Consider the following 20,831-nt stretch of genomic DNA (forward strand, 5'->3'; position numbering starts at 1 on the left):
ATTTCAGGCTTTTCTTTTGAATGAGATAATGAGTAACACATCGAAACTTGTAGGGGAGTAATCATCATGCTAGATATTGAGACGGTGTGGTCAAATGTTCTTAAGCACCAAGGTAATTTATTCCGTCAAATACCTGGAGGTGAATTCACATACGAAGTGAAAGGTAATTTGATTTATCCAGATCGAACCAATGTGCAAATTTCTAAAAACCTATTACAAGAAGCGCTAACATTTTTTCCTCAAACAAATACTACGAAAATTCAACATTTAAGGGGTCCATCGTACATTTATGCAATACTGATGGATCATCGTATAACTTCATAGCAAGGTTGACCGAATAGGTCGATATTAATATGAAAAAATGATAGTTCGTGACACGTATCCTATTTGTATGGTTCGTGTCCTTTTTGGAATTATACGAAATATATTCATTCTGTGACTTATATATAGCAATTACTTAGAATATCCTATACATATTATTATGTTTGTCTACCGTCAACGAAAAGGGATATTGATCTGGATATCTTATTATAGTGTGTGTGGAGGTTAAAATCATGACAAGGGTTAATAAAGAAGAGCAAGTAGCAGCGAAAAAAAAGATAACTCAAATATTTAAATACTTACAAGCATTAGATCAGCTAAGGAACCCTGTAGAAAAGAATGTTCACGACCAACTATGGACCTTTTGGTTTAAAGATATGCCAAATCATTCGGATATTGAATGTCGCTTCCTGCATCAGGGAACCTCCAAATTAATCGAAGATGCCGATGATGAGTATTTCACCATTCGGCGGCCTGAAATAACCATCTGTCCAGAACCACCAACCAATCTTTTATTGTGGATCAAGCCAGGTTGGCAAAATATCGAGAATGAACCAGAAATAATAGAATATAAAAAAGTAGACATAGAAGAAGGAATGATTGAAGACTTCGAAAGTGATTTAGAAAGAGTTCAAAATCTCCATAACTGGTCTGAAGATAGATCACATTGGAAGGAATATGAGACGCCTGTCCGTCAAATAATGAAGGTATTTGAGAGGCTCTACGCTTTATATGCATGGATAGAGAGGGAGAACGAACAAGTAGAACTAATGTTAGGTGATGGTATTCTCGATTGGAAGATGTCTCAGGGCAAGAATATTATGCATCCTGTAATTCTACAGAAAGTACGACTAATCTTTGACCCTAATTTACCAGCATTTAAGCTGACTCCTACAGATCAACCTATTGAATTTTATAATGCCCTATTTCGTGATGTTCAAGAAGTCAGTGCCACGTCCATTAATAAGTGTACGGAAGACCTCGAACAGAGGCAGTGTTCCCCAATGGACCACCAAGATACTGACGACTTTTTGAAAAGGGTAACGAGTCAACTGTCTGCGAAGGGGTTGTTTTATCCATACGAGGTTACCGATAGAATCTCTCATGAAGGTGAAAGAGGAACACCTATTCTAACCAGAAATCCTATCCTTTTCTTACGGAAAAGATCATATGGATTTGCTAATGCTATCGATCGGATTTTTGATCATTTAAATGAGAGTAAATATTTACCTGAAGCCGTGACTCGTATTACGGGTATTGACTTAAGTAGAGGAGTTCAAGCTGAGGACTATGATTCCCCTCCCTTAAATGTAAATGGTGAGCATGAGGATATATTATTTACAAAAGACGCCAACTCAGAGCAATTAGATATTGCTTTAAAAATAAATAAATACGGTTCTGTTGTGGTTCAAGGGCCACCGGGTACAGGAAAAACACATACGATTGCAAACTTATTAGGACACTTTCTAGCTGAAGGGAAGAAAGTGTTGGTAACAAGCCACACTTCAAAGGCACTTCATGTCCTTCGAGATAAGGTGGTTGAGCCGCTAAGAGACCTTTGCGTCAGTGTAATTGATGAAAGTGGCGGACAGAAACAGTTAGGTCAATCGATAGATGTTATTACCGAAAGATTGAACTCGATGAGTGAAAGAGCTTATAACAATGAGATTCAACTTTTAACGAATAGACGTGCTGAATTATTAGATAGTATTCGGGGAATAAATCGTGACATTAAACTTACTAGAGAAAGTGAATATACTCCAATAGTCTTCATGGGTCACGAGTATCTTCCAATAGATGCGGCACATCTTGTTAAGAAAAGTGAACACTTGCTTCCACTTATACCTGGGTATATCGAATTGGGAAGTGCTTTGACCTTAAACCAAGAAGAAATAAATGAACTTTACCAAAGTAATGGGGTTGTATCCCTCACAGATGAAATAGAATTTAAAAGTTTGCATATTCATCCTAATCAACTTACAAGAGTAGATGAATTTAAACGATGGGTTACTGACTACCACATACTCCAGGATAGTATCAAGGATGCTCATGATTCTCTTTGGATTGATCAGGCTGACGGTACAAGAGGGAATATTGAACAACTTTTGAAAGAAGCAATTCATTCGGTAGCTGTGATTTCAACTAATGCAGCTTGGAAGCTAGAAGTACTGATGGCTGGCAAAGAGGGTGGTACAAGAGCCTTAGATTGGAATGAATTACTAGAACAAGTTAATGTATTACTGGAATATCATAAACTCGCTAAATCAGCCAATTACAAATACGATCTTGACCTTGGCGGAATCACGGATTATCAAGATTTAGTGGCTACATTAAAAGAAATCATATTGTCACTTCAGCGCGGGAAAAGGCTTAATTTTATCAATCGTCTTGTAAACCCTAATTGGGATAAAACAATACAACGACTTAAAGTGAACGGATCGCTCCCTTCTGAAATAGAACATTTCCAGGCAATCTTATGTATAGCAGAGCATCGTATTATGAGGAAACAGCTATTATCACGTTGGGAACGTCAAGTATCTGACATTGGAGGCCCATCGGTGGATTCACTTGGGATAGAGCCCGAGAGTATATTGGAACAATACAAGAGTGAAATGGAGTCATGTCTTGGTTGGTACAGCAATGTATGGAGTCCGACCTTACTTCATCTCTTAGAGAATGGATTGCAATGGAATACATTAAGCCACTTAAGAGAACCTGAGCTAAGGCAATATTCAGAGCTCTTTCATATTAAATCACTTGTGGAAACTGACCTTATTCATATTGTGCATTCTTTTAGTAATAAATACGATTGGGATCAGGTGCAGAGCCGTTTATTACATTTATCGAATACAATTCTAGAGCACTCAAGCGGTTCAGCAATCACAAAGTTCTTACTGGAAGCGGTAAACCAACTTCATGTAGAGAACTATGTCCAAGCTTTAGAAAGAATACAATCTCTTCTGGATAGGAATGAAATAATAAAAAGAAGGCATGAACTTTTAACGGAATTGGATGTTGTTGCACCAGTTTGGGCGACAGACATTAGGAAACGGAGTAATATTCACGGTCATAGTCAACCTCCTAGCGACCTATTTGATGTTTGGATCCTGAAACAATTGGAGGGAGAGCTTAATCGTCGTAACCATCTACAGGTTGATAATTTGCACAGTCAATTACATATGATACGGGAAGAATTTCAGTGCATTACGATTCAATTGGTAGAGAAAAGAGCGTGGCTTGCCTTGAAGGGAAAGACAACATTACAGCAACAACATGCTCTACATGGCTGGAAGTTGTTAATGAAGAAAAAGGGGGCAGGTAAGGGGATCCGCGCTCCTCATTTGCTAGCTGAAGCAAGAAAATTAATGCCCCAATGTCAGTCAGCTGTGCCGGTGTGGATAATGCCTATTAGTCGGGTTGCAGAAAATTTTGACCCGAGATTTAATCAGTTTGATGTGGTTATCGTGGATGAAGCTAGCCAGGCGGATGTAATGGCTTTAACTGCATTATATTTAGGTAAACAAGTGGTTGTAGTGGGAGATGATGAACAAGTAAGTCCTGAAGCTATTGGCCAAAAACACGATGAAGTACAGAGAATTATTGATATTTATCTGAATGGTATCCCTAATCCGGCGTTGTATGATGGTCAAACTTCAATCTTTGATCTGGCCAAAACATCCTTTTCTGGCATGACACAGTTGCGGGAACACTTTCGCAGTGTGGAACCTATTATCCAATTTAGTAACGCTCTATCGTATAAGGGGACGATCCTTCCACTGAGGGACTCAAGTCAAGTTCAGACCAGGCCGTTTACGGTTGACTATAGAGTGGAAGGGATAGAAAGCAGAACTAAAACGAATCCAATCGAAGCTCTAACCATCGCTTCCCTTATTCTTGCAGCCATCGAGCAGGAAGAGTACCAAGAAAAAACAATAGGTGTCATTTCATTGTTAGGTACCGATCAAGCGGTGCTGATTGATCAGCATTTACAAAAGTATCTTCCTACAACGGAGTATCACAAGCGGAAGATTAGATGTGGAAATTCTGCTCAGTTTCAGGGGGATGAACGGGACGTTATATTCTTATCCATGGTTCATTCTTCAAAAGGAGAAGGTCCGCTTAGACGTCTTGCAGACCCTGGAGAGCGTATGAAGAAACGCTATAATGTTGCCGCAAGCCGTGCACGTGATCAGATGTGGTTGATTCATTCCCTAACCTCTTCAGTTGATTTGAAAGATGGAGATTTACGTAAAAGATTGATAGATCACTTTAGTGATCCAACCGCAGCATCGGAGTTGTTCAAACAAGCCGAAGCCAAATTGGAATCCGAATTTGAGAAGCAGGTCATCGTAATATTACTAAATGAAGGGTATAAAGTAGTTCCTCAGTGGAAGGTTGGTGCTTACCGAATAGATTTGGTTGTAGAGGGGGGCGGCAAACACTTAGCAATCGAATGTGATGGTGACAGGTGGCATGGGATCGAGAAGATTAGTGAGGATATGGCACGTCAAGCAATTTTAGAGAGAGTGGGTTGGACTTTTGTTCGGATCAGAGGTGGTGAGTTTTTTAGAAATCCTGATCAGGCCATGAAAAAAGTGTTTGAAAAATTAGAAACAATGGGAATTCCACGTCAAATTCAAAGGGGAACGGATGGCAAGGAAGTTGGAGATGACGAGAATGAACTTAAAAACAGAGTAATTAATCGGGCTGCTAAAATACGGGAAGAATGGGAGAATCAGAAGGAGGATTACACGACTTTACCTAAAAAGAAGGGACGGGAAGGGGAAATAAGCCAAACCAAAGTAGATACACCACAAGTCACGATAACAGTGAACAATGAGGTAACAAAACCCAAGAAAGAACCCAAGAAAGAGGCGGTTATGCAATTATCTTTTTTTGATGATTCTACTCTAAAAGGCCCAGGTCAGGTGGTAGATGAAGCATTTAATTTATGTGACTTTTTGAAAGAAAAAAATATCTCTTTCATCGATAAAAGAGAAAAAGGTGGTGCTCTTTGGGCCATAGGCGATATGAAGCTCAATCGAGTTATGAAGGATCTGTCAAAAAGAGGAGTTATTTTTCAATACGTTGAAAGTGGCAGCCAGGCTTCAAAGAAAAAACCGGCATGGTTCACGAAGTCTGCTTATTAAGCACCTAGTCGGTGCTTTTTCTTTTGTTCTAACAACTCATAGATTAGAATACACTCGAAATAGAGTGCATTCGCTTTACGATAACCGATTAGTGCGTTATTCTTATAGTTATGAAAGAGTATCCTAAAGCTTGTGAGGTGTTTAGTGTGGCAATCAGAAGCAAACTATCGATCTTGATGGGAACCCAAAGGTATAGCATACAAGATGTTTATGAAAAAACGGGACTGGCTAGGAGCACCATTGCTAATTTATATCATGACAAAACACAACGTATTGATTATGAAACAATAGACAAGTTGTGTAAGTTATTTGAGTGTAATGTCGGGGATGTTATTGCGTTTTACGATGTTGAGAATAAATAGCTGAACATATTTTTACTACAACGATTAGCAGTCCGTTTTTTGGGCAGTGTAAAGTATATAATGATAGGGGTGTGCAATATGGAATATAGTGCAGGTACTGTATCAACACTGTTCTGGCTGTTAGAGACAAGAAAGACAGCCAATCTAATGGTTGAGGGAATAAGTAAAGATGAAATTAAAAGATTGGCCTATGAAGAGAACCTTTATCAGGTCAACGCAGATGCTAGAAAACGTCGAATATTTGGAGTAGTCGTAAAGCGGCTTGGAGCTATGCCAGATTGCTTAGTGAATCAAATTGCAACCGCTGATATCGCAACGGTTAAGTTACTTGTGCTGATTAGTATTTTGAAAACAGATCTACTGTTTTTTGATTTTCTGCATGAAGTACATAGACATGCGATTATATTGGGTGAGAATTTGATTACAAATAGAGCCATCCATTCTTTCTTTGACGAAAAGAAAGCTCAAAGTGAGATTGTGTCAAGATGGTCAGACAGTTCAATAAAGAATCTGAAACAGTGCTACACCAAGATGCTTTTTGAAGCGGGTGTTTTGAGTGATGCAAGTACTGAAAGAAAAATCATCATACCATCAGTAGACTATAAATTGCGAAAGGTGCTGGAAGATAACAATCTCAAAGCATATCTAAACGCAATAACGGGGGAAGCGTAGTATGAGAAATATTGATGACAGGTTAGCTGAAATTGAAGAAAAGATTACAGATAAAGATTTTTTAAAGAATAAAGGTCTTGGTAACGAGGTGGGCTATTATATATTTGACTATGCACCAAAAGATGAACTTTATGTAAGAAGCCATATAACCTACCTAAAAGAAAAGATCAACAAATCCGATATTGGCATGAAAATTGTCGAGTTTGATTTATATAATATTGTCATTGATGTATTGAAAGAACGAGGCTATTTGGAGAAATGCTTTGAGTTTGAACAAACGAAAGGCATTGATTTCACCTATGAAGCGATTATTAAAATGCTAAAGCTGACTGGTAAAGCAAATGTAATTGTGAGTCATATTGTAGAGAACACACCTGAGAATTCAGTGGTTTTCATAACGGGTGTAGGGAAGTGTTTCCCGCTTGTCCGTTCTCACAATGTACTCAATAATTTACATCAGGTATTAGATAGTGTGCCAGTCGTTATGTTCTTTCCTGGTGAATACTCGGGACAGGATTTGCAACTTTTTGGAACGATTAAAGATGATAACTATTACAGAGCTTTCAATCTTGTATGAGGCATAATATTAGACTCGGGGGGATAAGAAATGCGCATTGCAGATATGTTTGTAAAACCAATTGATCGAGATATTAAAGGTGTCATTAAAGTAGGTCAAGATGACGAAGATAATATATTTCAGGAACTTGACGAGTATGTTGTTACAAAAGAACTGGCGAAACATTTTAGAGACTTCTTTGAAAGCTATAAGAAAGGGATTAACAGCAATACAGACAAAATGGGTGTCTGGATTTCAGGTTTTTTTGGTAGCGGTAAATCGCACTTTCTGAAAATATTATCATATCTCTTGCAAAATAAAGAAGTGAACGGGAAGAGAGCCATAGATTTTTTTACAGAGGGTCATAAAATAGAGGACTCTATGGTTATTGCTGATATCAAATTGGCAGAAAACATAACAACGGATGTTATTCTATTTAATATTGATTCAAAAAGTGAGGCCGATTCCAAATCGAATAAAGACGCAATTATTGATGTTTTTATGAAGGTCTTCAATGAAATGCAAGGATTCTGTGGCTCGCTACCATTCCTTGCTGATTTAGAACGTAAACTCACAGAAAGTGGCCAATTCGAACATTTCAAGTTGAAATTTTCAGAAGTTTCAGGTAGAGAATGGGAAGATGTAAGGGAAGAATTTTATTTCATACAAGATGAGATCGTTGAAGTATTAATTTCACTAGATGTTATGAGTGAGGACGCTGCAAGAACATGGTGTGAAAAAGCAGCCGATACATATTCTCTATCCATTGAGAAATTTGCCAATATGGTTAGAAAATATTGCGAAAGCAAAGGGAAAAATCATCACGTTGTATTCTTAGTAGATGAAATTGGACAATACATCGCAGGGGATAGCCGATTAATGCTCAACTTGCAGACAGTGACCGAAGACCTAGGGACTGCTTGTGGTGGTAAAGCGTGGGTGATTGTAACCAGTCAGCAAGATATTGATTCGGTCGTTTCAGTGAAAGGTAATGACTTTTCTAAAATTCAAGGAAGATTCGATACAAGATTGTCTCTTTCGAGTGCTAATGTGGGTGAAGTTATCCGAAAGAGAATCCTTGCAAAGACAGACACTGCAATGTCTACATTGCAGTTATTATATGATCAGAAAGAGTCAATCATTAAGAATCTGATTACCTTTACGGATGAAGTAGAAAAAAAGCTCTACACGGATCGTGAGGAATTTGCTTCAGTCTACCCATTCATCCCTTATCAGTTTAACCTGTTAGGACAAGTACTTACTGCGATCAGAACACACGGAGCTTCTGGCAAGCATCTTGCCGAGGGAGAGCGTTCCATGATTGCCTTATTCAAGGAATCAGCAATGCGCTTTATGGATGATTTAGAAGGTGTCATAGTACCTTTTAATATATTTTATAATGCCCTTGATAAATTCATTGACCATACCCATAGAATCGTCATTAAACAAGCAGAAGATAACAGCAGATTAAATGCCCTTGATGTGGAACTTCTTAAAGTGCTGTTCATGATTAAATATGTTAAAGAGATTAAAGCAAATGTTGAGAATATCACAACCCTTATGGTATCTAGAATTGATGAGGATCGTATAGCCCTTAGAAAGCAAGTAGAGGAATCACTTGTAAGACTGAGTAAGCAGACTCTCGTTCAGAAGAACGGTGATCTTTATATGTTTTTGACCAACGAAGAGCAAGACATCAATAAGGCCATCCAGAATGAAAATGTTGAACTTGGTGAAATCATCAATGAAGTGATGAGTATTATTTTCCAAGATTTGATCAAAGAACCAAAGTACCGATACAACGCAAGATACAATTTCTCTTATAATCAAAATGTAGATGGTAGGTTCCATAAGGGTAATCAGTCAGCAGATATTGGTGTTAGAATTATTACACCCTATAGTGATTTGGAGTATAACACTGAAATGCTACGAATGATCTCTATAAGCGAAAATAATGTCTTAATACACTTGCCCAACGATGCAACATTTCTAGATGAGATCACAGAAACTTTGAAAATCACAAAGTTTCTCACAAAGCAAGGTGTGGCATTGGCCAAGAACTTTGATAGCATCAAGAGAGCGAAGGAAGAAGAAAGAATTGAAAAGATTGAGCGTATCCGCATCTTTATAGAAGATGCATTAAAGCATGCTGATATGTATGTGAATGGGGATAAAGCGAATATTGGGACGAAAGATCCTGCGAGCAGAATCAATGATGCTTTAGGTAAGCTAGTGAATGCAAGATACAACAAGCTTTCTTATATGGAAACATCACCAACCTTATCTGACATTGATGCTATATTCCGGACTAGCAATCAAATGGCTTTTGGAAATATTGAGGATAACGTGGCTAATAAACTTGCCCTTGATGATGTGTTGCGAGCTATAGAATTAGCTTCTCTTCGTCATGCCAAAACCTCTATGAAGAGTCTCCTAGATCGATTCTCAGTGGCACCCTATGGATTTGTGGAACTAGATATCCAGTGGTTGGTGGCGATACTGTTCAAGCAAGGGAAAGTGACCTTTACTGTAAATAGCAAGAATATCTCGCCAATAGATACAGACGGAAATGAGCTTGTCAAATATATCACGAAGCGGGAGTATTCGGATAAATTATTAATTGAAAAGCGTGAGAGAGCAACTGAAAGACAGATTAAGTCTGTTAAAGAAGTGATGAAGGATCTGTTCTCCATGACCGTAGTTAGCGATGAAGATGACACGCTAATGAAAAACTTTAAAACAAGGGCTGGAAATAAAATAAGGGACATTGAAAACTTGTTGGTTGAATATCGACTTGAAAGTCGTTTCCCTGGTAAATTGGTTTTGACAAAAGCGAAGGATAAGTTAATAGAAATGATGGATACTTCAAATCCAGTTGAGTTTTTCAAGTTTGTTGATACCCATAAAGATGAATTATTGGAGTTGGCAGAAGATACTGCGCCAGTTATCACTTTCTTTGAAGGCGAACAGAAAACAATTCTTGCAAAGGCTTGGAAGTATATTGATATCTTTAACAATAGCAAGACTTATGTTGTGGATAAGCAAATTATCGATATGGTTGAAAGTATCAATGCAGTAGCGACTAAAGCTTCGCCATATAGTGAAATTCACAAACTACCCTCATTACTGGAGCAGTTTGCAGACCTACACATCACACTACTTGAGAATGAGGCTGCGCCTATTCGTGCTGAGATCATTATCGATCATCAGCAGGTAATGGATATTCTAGATCAAAAGACATTTGGAGAAAAGTTCAAGGAGCAGTTCACCAAGCGCTTTGCTGAACTCAGAGAGAAACTAGAGCATTCCAATGAAGTGGCAGCTGTAAAGAATATCCGCCATGAAAGTGACGCACTTAAAATGCGCTGCCTAAATGAAATTTCAGACCATGAAAAAACATTGGCTGAGCTAAATGAAAAAGATCAAGAAGAAGAAGTGGATGTTTGGAAAGAAACAGTAGTCAAATACGTTGCTAAAAAAACAAAGAACATAAATTTAAGACTGATCACGCCTGAAAAAACAGTGACCATTGAAAAAGAAAATGATATTGACGAGTTCTTAAAGTCTGTGAAGATAAGAATCATGAAAGAGCTTGGAGAAGGTGAAGATACCGTAATCAATTTATTGATGTAATAGAGGGGGAACCACTAAATGAACAAGACAGCGATTAAAAACTTCTCAATTGAGGCTAGGAAAAAACTTATTGCATCAGTCAAAGACAAGGCAGGACGTATAGGTATAATGAAAGATCAGATCACAGAGCCAATCAGTAAAGGCGAGGGGTTTGCAATTTTTCCTACCTATATAGGGACCACCGCAAAGCTTTCAGGTAAAGAGTTAGAACAAAGGAAGAACCTTGTTAATAAAATTAAGAATAGAGAAAACGGCTATGACCTTGTTATGGAAGAAGTAGCCTACACATGGTTTAACAGAATTATAGCAGTAAGGTTCATGGAGATAAATGATTATCTGCCTTCTCGTATTCGAGTACTTTCAAGTGAGACAAAGGGTAAATTTGAACCTGATATCGTAACACAAGCCCCTAATATTGACTTAGAGTTATCACAGCAGGAAATAGAAGAGATCATTTCATTAAAAGAAAAAAATGAAATGGATCAGCTTTTCAGAATGCTTTTTATTAAGCAATGCAATGAGCTTGGGAAGGTATTGCCGGAGCTCTTTGAGGATATATCTAAGCAAAATAATGATTATACAGAAATTTTATTTGATATTTCCTATACCAATGAAGATGGTGTGGTGCGTGATCTTCTTAAAATCGATGAAGAGGATTTCTTGGAAGCCGTCGAGATTATTGGCTGGATGTATCAGTATTACAATACAGAGCCAAAAGCAGCCGTAGATGCTTACAATGGGAAAAAGAAGGTACCAAAAGAAGATGTTTCAGCGAAAACTCAGTTGTTTACGCCAGACTGGATTGTAAGATATATGGTTGAAAATTCAGTAGGTAGACTTTGGGTAGAGGGTCGTCCTAATGATAATTTAAAATCTCAGTGGAAGTACTACCTCGAAGATGCTGAACAAGAGCAAACTGTTATAGAAGAGTTAATAAATATAAAGGAAGAGTATAGAAATTTAAAGTTAGAAGAGATGAAAATTTTAGACCCTTGTATGGGTAGTGGTCATATACTAGTCTATGTATTTGAAGTGCTAATGCAAATTTATGTTACTTCTGGATATACAGAAAGAGATGCAGCAGGTTTAATCATTGCCAATAATCTCTATGGACTTGATATTGATGACAGAGCCTATCAACTGGCATATTTCGCTGTGATGATGAAAGGCAGAAAGTACGATAGACGGTTTCTAACAAGAGAGATTTCACCTAATTTATGTGCTATTCAAGAGAGCAATGGACTTGACCATTTTGAAAAGGGTGCAGGTCAAATTTCCTTGGAAGAAAACCACGAGATTACGGCTAATTATTTGATTGAGACTTTCAAAGATGGTAAAGAATACGGCTCTGTTTTAGATGTAGAAAAACATAATTATGATGGCTTGCTAAATTATGTCGAGGGAATTAAGGAATCTGGTGCAGAGGATTTGTTTATGTCCGTATGGATTAGTAATATTTCGAATGTATTACCAGCGTTAATAAAACAAGCGAAAATATTAATGAATAAATATGATGTAGTATTAACAAATCCACCCTATTTTTCAGGTTCGGATATGTCACCTAAACTTTCGGAATATGTAAAAAAGAATTTTCCTAATAGTAAATCAGATATGTTTGCGGTATTTATTGAAAAATGTCTAGAACTAACTAAAAATACGGGATTGACTGCCATGATCACGATGCATTCTTGGATGTTTTTATCGAGCTATGAAAAGTTAAGATTGGAATTAGATCAGTTCAACTTAGTCAATATGGTGCATTTAGGAGCAAGAGCTTTTGAAGAAATCAGTGGTGAAGTGGTACAGGCCACTTCATTTGTTTATCGAAATAGAAAAGTAAATGATTACAATTCTTCTTTTGTAAGACTTGTGGACTATAAAAGCGAAGTAGCAAAAAAAGAAGCTTATTTGGAGAGATTTATAAACAATATAGATTCCTATACTTCTAAGCAAGAGAACTTTGAGAAAATCCCAGGTATGCCAATTGCTTATTGGGTGAGTGAGCGTTTTTTTGAGATTTTTCATAAAGAAGATAAGCTGTCAAAATATTTAACAACACGCTTAGGAATGGCAACAGCTAATAATAATAGCTTTGTAAGATTTTGGTCAGAAGTTAATTATGATAAAATCGGACTAAATATTTCGAGTAGAAAAGAAGCTATTGAATCAGGATTGAAATGGTTTCCTTATAATAAAGGTGGTGAATTTCGACGTTGGTATGGAAATACAGACCTAGTAGTCAATTGGGAAAATGATGGCGCCGAGATTCAAAGCTATAAAGATGAAAATACGGGGAAAATAAGATCACATAATTATAACTTAGATTATATTTTCAAAAAGGGATTGACGTGGTCTGCTTTATCGAGTGCTGAAATTTCAATTCGAAAAGTTGAAATTGGTTTTCTTTTTGATGATAAAGGATCCTCAGCTTTTGCAAGTGATGAACTATTATCTTATATTATTAGTTATCTTAATTCTAAGATAGCTAGTAAATTTATAAATGTCCTTAATCCTACTATTTCGTTTCAGCCCGGTAACCTAAGCTCGCTACCTTTTATTATACAAGACAATAAAAAATCCGTTATTGATGAATTGGTTAGTAAAAACATTCAACTTTCAAGAGATGACTGGAATAGTTTTGAAACAAGCTGGGACTTTGAGAAACACCCACTTATTCAGAAGAATTCAAGAATATCTCATTGTTTTGCAGAATGGGAGCAGATAACAAAAAAACAATTCAACCAACTCAAATTTAATGAAGAGGAACTAAATTACATTTTTTTAGATATCTACGGTTTGAGGGAAGAGATGACACCAGAAGTAGAAGAAAAAAAAATAACTATTAGAAAGGCAGATCTGCAACAAGACATTAAAAGTTTGGTTTCCTACGCCGTTGGCTGTATGCTCGGCCGTTACAGTCTTGATCTAGAAGGACTTTCTTATGCTGGCGGAGAGTGGGATGATTCAAAATATTCTACTTTCATTCCTGATAATGATAATATTATACCAATTACGGATGAAGAATATTTTAACGATGACATTGTCGCTCGATTAGTAGAGTTTGTAAAAGTTGTGTATGGTGCTGATACTTTAGAAGAAAACCTCGACTTTATTGCAGAAGCACTTGGAATTAAAGGTAATACTTCTCGTGAAGTGATCCGCAACTATTTCCTCAAAGACTTCTACAAAGACCATTTAAAAGTCTATCAAAAGAGACCAATCTACTGGCTGTTTGACAGTGGAAAAGAGAATGGTTTCAAGGCACTCATCTACATACATCGTTATAATGAGGATACTGTAGGGCGTGTGCGAACTGACTATTTGCATAAAACTCAAGCTGCGATTGAAAATGCCATTACTCATTGTGACATGGTATTAGAAAGTAGCGCATCAGCAAGTGATAAAGCAAAAGCGGTTAAGCAGAAAGGGAAGCTTATTAAACAACTTTCTGAAACTAGAATATATGATCAAGCCATTGCTCATATTGCACACAAACGTATTTCAATTGATCTTGATGACGGAGTAAAAGTCAATTATGGGAAATTCCAAGGTGTTGAGGTTGCTAATGAAGGCAAAAAGTCAGCGAAAATAGATTTGCTTGGAAAGGTTTAAGGGAGTTATTATGAGGACAGAATATACGAACTATGAGGCAGTATTACAGCATAGTGATTTATATGGAAAAGTTATTCCGGAGGATGGAATTGTTAATCGTATTTCAAAGTTAAATATGGAACTTTCTCTGATCATAGTTTCTAGGCTAATATCTATGCAAATTGATATAATGCAGAATAACGATGAGGCGAAAAGATATTTTAATGTCTTAAAATATGGATATTCACGTATAGTTACCCAAAATGGAGGCAATATGGAACTCTACTTCGGTTCTAAACATATATACTGCCTTCAGACTCTATTTATATTAAGTAAATGGATTTTAGTCCATGGGGTTGAACTAAATGATCAAGAAACCATACGGGGTATAACTATTGATGATGTGAATGAAATCATCAGTCTTGCTGTAATGATAAATGACTATTTACCACTTGATGTAGATGTTGAAGGCTATGAAATTGAGTTTTTGTATACGACTATTTATCACAATACTTTTAAAAACATAAAAAACCAAATAGCGAGATCTTATTATATATTCGTAAATCTTATGGAAAAAGATGATTTATCAAAAAAAAATATTTATGATTTCCAAAGCAGAAAAGGATATACAATTAAAGAATATCTTGCAGTTCTATTCAATTGTTTGTACTTTAATAATTACGATTTGACCACGGGAGGGATATTTGGTGGATCACTTGGGCATGTAATTGAGGGGTTTGATGCTGGGCGGTTACAACATTGTTATTCTTTGATTGTTAAAGATTTATCAATGGATTATAAAGATATGAAATACGAAGCGATTGGAACAAAAACACAACAATGGAACTTTGAATTGTTTTACAGTTATCCCTGGATTAAGTTGAATAATATTGTCCTCAATTTTTGTCCAATAACATCAATTTATAAATTTTTTGATGGTCTGTATTGGACAATTCGGTATTTGTATGATAAGAAAGAAGGTCTCAATTTTATGAGAGACTTTGGAAGGCCGTTCGAAAAATATGTACAATTAATTTCGGCATCGGCGGTTTTAAACTCTGAAGGTGCTTATACTTGTCAAAATGAATTTTCTTTTACACTCTCTAAAAAGAATCATAAGTCATCTGATTATTATATAAAGAAACGAGATAAATTATTGGTAATAGAAGTGAAAGCTAAAAGTCCTCACTCAAACGTTTTAAAAGGATATGAGATCAACCTATTATATAAAGAAGTTATAGATTTAATCGTGGCACCAACTCACCAAGTTGATTGTCGATTACAAGAAATATTGAATCCGGTTACTAAGTTTCAAACGGAAGAAGAACAAGATTTTTTTACTGGTATTAAGCAAATATATGTTATATGCGTGAGTATGGAAAAAATTCAGCCAATAAATGATTTGTTATGCTATGCAGATAAATTTCTGATTGAGGGTAAATCGGCTCCGATTGAGGATAATGGTAGTATTAGTAATACGGATTGGAAGATTAAAACGCCGGAAATATGTGCATATTTTAATTTTAATATAGAAGATTATGAAGCGCTTTGTAATCTAATAGATCAAAAAATTGATGTTTTCTCTTTGCTTAGTGAATTTTTTTCAATACGAAAGGGACACAAGTATGAGGTTGTACCGCTAAGCAACTTTTTGATACACAAAGAGCATAAGTATGATTGTTCAGAGTTTGTACAAAATGAGCTTGAAAAAGTACTAGAGGACATATACCATCAAACTTTTGGTGAATAATGTATAAGAAAAGGTGATTCAATGAACCTACAAACAATACAAGAAAAATTAAACGAAGAATTTAAGAGCAGTGAACGAAAGCTTGTGTTCTGGTATGATGACAATGGTGAGTTTGCTGAAGAAGTAGATTCTTTAGAACTTGCAAATGCCAGCTTGCACAAGCTTACCGGAGACAATGCGCTATACACCAAGTACTTATTAGAGTGTAAAGATCTGGAGAACAGTTATCTGATTTATGCCCCTTTTCCTAAACCTATGGATCGGGAAAACCACCTGGCAGATATGATATATTACTCAAAACAGTTTTATGCTGATAGAGTTTCTTTACTCTGTGCGGATCTTCATATTCCCGAAAGATACAAGGAACAGTTGTCTGGATACCCAAAATTCTGGCGCTCCAATGAACGAGTGGAGAAGTTTGCTACTCTTGGAATAGAGAATTATAATCCTGAAACCATTGAGATTGGTCTCTTATCCGTCATGGCAGGGGTGAGAACACCAAGCTTTGAAGAGATCCTTAAGACTGTCATTATCAGTGGAGATTTTACTGATAATAAGTATATTACTTCATTTGATAAAATGGGGATTCTTAAGTGTTTTTGGCACTTATGTGATAAATATTATGGATTTAATGATGAGAAACCATCGGTTGAGAAACTGGTTGCTACTTTACTGATTACTTATACGGTTCATCACTATAAAGGAGAGTTACCAAAGTCTTGGGAGCCTTATGTCTCGCATAAAAAGAACGACAGTGCTGTATTTGTGTCCAATCTCATGAATAGTATGCTGTACAAGGATCAGTTTGATTTGATTACGGAACAGATTGCAGTAAAAATCAAGGCAAATGAATTCTTTGAAAATGTGACAGTTGATAGCTTTTTTGAGTGTGATACCTTTGAAGTGTTTGACCTGCAAATACTAAGTCATCTAGCAACAGTACTGGTATCCACTGCTGAACCGCTCTCTGAATCCTATAGAGAAGTGATCAAAAAGAGAAGTAGCAAGAAACATTTTTCAGTAAAGTATGTTCATCATTATAAGATCATTGACAGGGCTGATCAGCTGATTGGAGAGATTCAGAGATTCTCCAAGGATAGCGCTAAGAATGCAGATGAGGTCATTACACTATATACAACAAAATGGGCGAAAATTGACAAGTATTACAGAGGGTTTTATACCGCATATGATCTTATAGAATCCAATGATCGCTTTCATGAGCTTAGGAATCTGGTTGAAAATATCTACACCAATAGTTATCTGATGAAGTTATCTGTGTTATGGGCAGAAAAATTAGAACAGGTAGACTCTATTAATAACCTCACAGGTCAAAAGCAATATGATTTCTATAATCGTATCGTAGCCCCTGCTGCCAAAAAAGAATGCACTGTGGTTATCATTTCAGATGGATTTAGATACGAATGTGGCATGGAGCTACACGAAAGGTTCAAGGAAAGAGCAGGCACCAGTTCAGAGCTAGAGTCTATGCTCTCGGTTATACCTTCCTATACTAGGCTTGGGATGGCGGGGCTACTCCCGCATAAATCCATAACCTTTACAGAAAGTTACGATGTTCTGGTTAATGGGGAACCATGCAGCTCCTCAGTACAGAGGGAAAAGATACTCAAATCCTATAATCCATTGTCAGTGGTAACAACGTATTCTGATGTAATTGTTATGAGTAGAGAAGCGGTGCGAAAACTCATGACAGGGCAAGAAATCATTTATATATATCATAATCAAGTGGATGCAAGAGGTGATCATGCACCTACGGAAAATGAAGTGTTCTCAGCAGCCAAAGAATCTATTCATGAGATCATAAAATTGATTCAAAAACTCACTGTAGATAAATCTATAACGAATTACATGATTACAGCGGATCATGGTTTTATTTATAAAAGAGACAAACTGGATGAAAGCGATAAAGTGAATTTACCAAAACAAGAGGGTTCTTTGGTGAATAAAAGATATATTTTGTCAAAAGAACCGTTGGCTATTGAAGGATCACTTTGCTACGGGTTAGATTATCTTAGTGGAGAGAACAAGGATATATACGTGACGGTGCCTCGTGGGGCAGACATATTTAAAGCACCTGGAGGTGGACAAAACTTTGTTCATGGTGGCGCATCTCTTCAAGAGATTATTGTACCTCTCCTTAAAGTGAAAACTGAAAGGTACAAGAAAGATGTGGGAAATGTTGAGGTTGCGTTGACATCATTATCACGCAAGATCACAAACCTTATTACTTATTTGGATTTCATTCAGACGGAAAATGTGAGTGATACATTACAAGCTATTAAAATAAATGTTTGCTTTGAAACAGAGTCAGGTGAAAAGATATCTGATGAGGAGCTTATTGTAGCGGATCGAAAGAATGCTACACCAGACAAACGTCAGTTTCATGAGAAGTTTACATTTAAAAACCGCAAGTATTCAAAAAATGAGAAGTATTACCTTGTCATGAAGGATGCAGGTTCTGATATGGAATTAACCAGACATGAGTATATTATTGATATTGCCTTAGCAGATGATTTTGGATTTAGTCTATAAGGGAGGTGTGGATAGATGGATGAATTGGGATTAAATGTGGATAGCATCGAAGCAGAAGAATTTGAAGATGATTTTGAAAATATTGATATTAATGAAGACTTATCAGTCGAGCCAAAGTCATCAGACAACAGTCTTAATGATAAACTGAATGATATTTTTGCTGGCAAGATTGTGCGAAAAGATCTTACTAAAAAGATTAAAGAAGGTGCCAACGTACCTGTTTATGTCCTTGAGTACCTTCTTGGTATGTACTGTGCAACAACGGAGGAAGACTCTATTGCTGTAGGCGTACAAAACGTCAAAAACATTCTTGCTGAAAACTTTGTGCGTCCAGATGAAGCTCAGAAAATTATATCAAAGCTTCGTGAAAGAGGAAGTTATACAGTTATTGATAAAGTTGCTGTAAAACTGAATTTTAGAGATGATATTTATGAAGTGGAATTTTCAAATCTAGGTATAAGAAATGTACCTGTTTCTGAAAAATATCCATCTGATTTCGAACGCTTATTAAGTGGGGGGATTTGGTGTATCATTCAGCTTGAATATTTCTATGATGAAGCGGATAAAAACAGATGTCCTTTCATCATAAAAAAGCTGACACCTATACAAATGCCAAATCTTGACCTAGATGAAGTCTTGAAAGGACGAGATCAATTCACAAAAGATGAATGGATCGATATTTTACTGCGTTCTGTAGGTATGGAACCTTCCAGATTTTCAAATAGAGTAAAATGGCTACTACTTGCAAGAATGATCCCTCTTGTTGAGAATAACTTTAATTTATGTGAGCTTGGTCCTCGTGGTACTGGTAAGTCTCATGTCTATAAAGAAATCTCACCTAACAGTATTCTGGTATCAGGTGGACAGACTACCGTTGCAAATCTATTTTACAACATGGCTAATAAGACGGTAGGACTTGTTGGAATGTGGGATTGCGTTGCATTTGATGAGGTTGCCGGTATTACCTTCAAGGATAAAGATGGCATTCAGATTATGAAGGATTACATGGCTTCAGGCTCATTTTCAAGAGGAAAAGAAGAGAAAAATGCTTCTGCTTCGATGGTATTTGTTGGAAATATAAATCAAAGTGTAGATGTTCTTTTGAAGACATCACATTTATTTGATCCGTTTCCAGAAGCAATGGCATATGACAGTGCGTTTTTTGATAGAATGCATTGTTACGTACCAGGTTGGGAAATACCTAAATATAGACCGGATTTTTTTACAAATGAATATGGATTTATAACTGATTATTTATCGGAATTTTTACGTGAACTTAGAAAAACCTCATATACCGATGCTTTTGATAAATATTTCAACCTGGGTAATGATTTGAATCAAAGAGATGTTATCGGTGTAAGAAAGATGGTCTCTGGCCTTATTAAATTAATTTATCCACATGGTAAATTTGAAAAAGTGGATGTGGAAGAAGTACTAAGGTTTGCCCTTGAAATGCGTAGACGTGTAAAAGAGCAGCTGAAGAAAATCGGTGGTATGGAATTTTATGATGTTAATTTCTCCTATATAGACAATGAGAGCTTTGCAGAGGAGTTTGTTCCTGTTCCAGAGCAAGGTGGCGGAAAATTAATTCCAGAAGGATTACACAAGCCTGGGCAAGTTTACACTGTTAGCCGTGGCAAGTCTGGCATGATAGGTGTCTTTAAGCTTGAGACTGAAATGGTGACAGGTTCAGGTAAATTTGAGCGTACTGGAATAGGCTCTGATAGAGAAGCGAAAGAATCTGTTGAGACAGCGTTTCGATACTTAAAAGCCAATAGCAAGAATATCAGTGGGTCAATCAGTACAACAACAAAAGATTATTTGATGCATTTACAGGATTTGAATGGTATCGGCATCACAACTCAGTTGGCATTGGCTTCACTTGTAGCATTGTGTTCTGCTGCATTACATAAGCCTGTAATAAGTAGTCTTGCAATATTAGGTAATCTCAGCATTGGGGGTTCAATTATTAAGGTTGAAGAGCTGGCAAATGTTCTACAGGTCTGTCTTGATAGTGGAGCAAAAAAAGTGTTGCTGCCAATCACATCGACGGTAGATATGATGACTGTACCACCTGAACTCATGGGCAAATTCAATCTGATATTTTACCAATCGCCGGAAGATGCTGTGTTTAAGGCGTTGGGTGTGGAGTAAAAGTGGAAGATGAAGTAAACACCCAAACAAATCACCCGAACAAAAGTTTGCTGACAACTATCTGTCAGCGAACTTTTGTTATATTAGGGCTA

The 20,831-nt window shown here is 36.7% G+C and carries 10 protein-coding genes; all 10 read left to right on the forward strand.

Annotation, left to right across the window (positions count from 1 at the left end; translation table 11 throughout):
• Positions 1-66: 66 nt before the first annotated feature.
• The 10 genes from ACH8E3_RS02165 to brxL all read left to right on the forward strand — a co-directional run bounded on the left by ACH8E3_RS02165 (position 67) and on the right by brxL (position 20,739).
• Positions 67-324 carry a hypothetical protein gene (locus tag ACH8E3_RS02165; protein WP_458630960.1) on the forward strand — a complete coding sequence of 86 codons (258 nt, stop codon included), beginning with the start codon at positions 67-69 and terminating at the stop codon, positions 322-324.
• A gap of 230 nt (positions 325-554) precedes the next feature.
• On the forward strand, positions 555-5,471 hold the full coding sequence (locus ACH8E3_RS02170) for an AAA domain-containing protein (RefSeq protein WP_458630961.1): 4,917 nt from the start codon (positions 555-557) through the stop codon (positions 5,469-5,471).
• 110 nt (positions 5,472-5,581) lie between these two features.
• On the forward strand, positions 5,582-5,833 hold the full coding sequence (locus tag ACH8E3_RS02175) for a helix-turn-helix domain-containing protein (RefSeq protein ID WP_458630962.1): 252 nt from the start codon (positions 5,582-5,584) through the stop codon (positions 5,831-5,833).
• A gap of 78 nt (positions 5,834-5,911) precedes the next feature.
• Positions 5,912-6,505: a DUF1819 family protein gene (locus tag ACH8E3_RS02180; RefSeq protein ID WP_458630963.1), complete on the forward strand. Its 594-nt coding sequence runs from the start codon at positions 5,912-5,914 to the stop codon at positions 6,503-6,505.
• A 1-nt stretch (position 6,506) separates the two neighbouring features.
• Positions 6,507-7,082: a DUF1788 domain-containing protein gene (locus tag ACH8E3_RS02185; RefSeq protein ID WP_458630964.1), complete on the forward strand. Its 576-nt coding sequence runs from the start codon at positions 6,507-6,509 to the stop codon at positions 7,080-7,082.
• Positions 7,083-7,112: 30 nt separating this feature from the next.
• Positions 7,113-10,694, forward strand: a complete 3,582-nt coding sequence (gene brxC / locus ACH8E3_RS02190; RefSeq protein WP_458630965.1) for a BREX system P-loop protein BrxC — start codon at positions 7,113-7,115, stop codon at positions 10,692-10,694.
• Between the two features lie 18 nt (positions 10,695-10,712).
• Positions 10,713-14,306, forward strand: a complete 3,594-nt coding sequence (gene pglX, locus ACH8E3_RS02195) for a BREX-1 system adenine-specific DNA-methyltransferase PglX (protein WP_458630966.1) — start codon at positions 10,713-10,715, stop codon at positions 14,304-14,306.
• A gap of 10 nt (positions 14,307-14,316) precedes the next feature.
• The gene (locus tag ACH8E3_RS02200) at positions 14,317-16,035 is read left to right on the forward strand and encodes a hypothetical protein (RefSeq protein WP_458630967.1); all 1,719 of its coding nucleotides are present in this window, start codon (positions 14,317-14,319) and stop codon (positions 16,033-16,035) included.
• Positions 16,036-16,056: 21 nt separating this feature from the next.
• The gene (gene pglZ / locus ACH8E3_RS02205) at positions 16,057-18,585 is read left to right on the forward strand and encodes a BREX-1 system phosphatase PglZ type A (protein ID WP_458630968.1); all 2,529 of its coding nucleotides are present in this window, start codon (positions 16,057-16,059) and stop codon (positions 18,583-18,585) included.
• A 15-nt stretch (positions 18,586-18,600) separates the two neighbouring features.
• Entirely contained in the window at positions 18,601-20,739 is a 2,139-nt protein-coding gene (gene brxL, locus ACH8E3_RS02210; protein ID WP_458630969.1) for a protease Lon-related BREX system protein BrxL, read from the forward strand.
• The last annotated feature ends 92 nt before the right edge of the window (positions 20,740-20,831 follow it).

The organism is Paenibacillus sp. CMAA1364, from assembly GCF_054373195.1.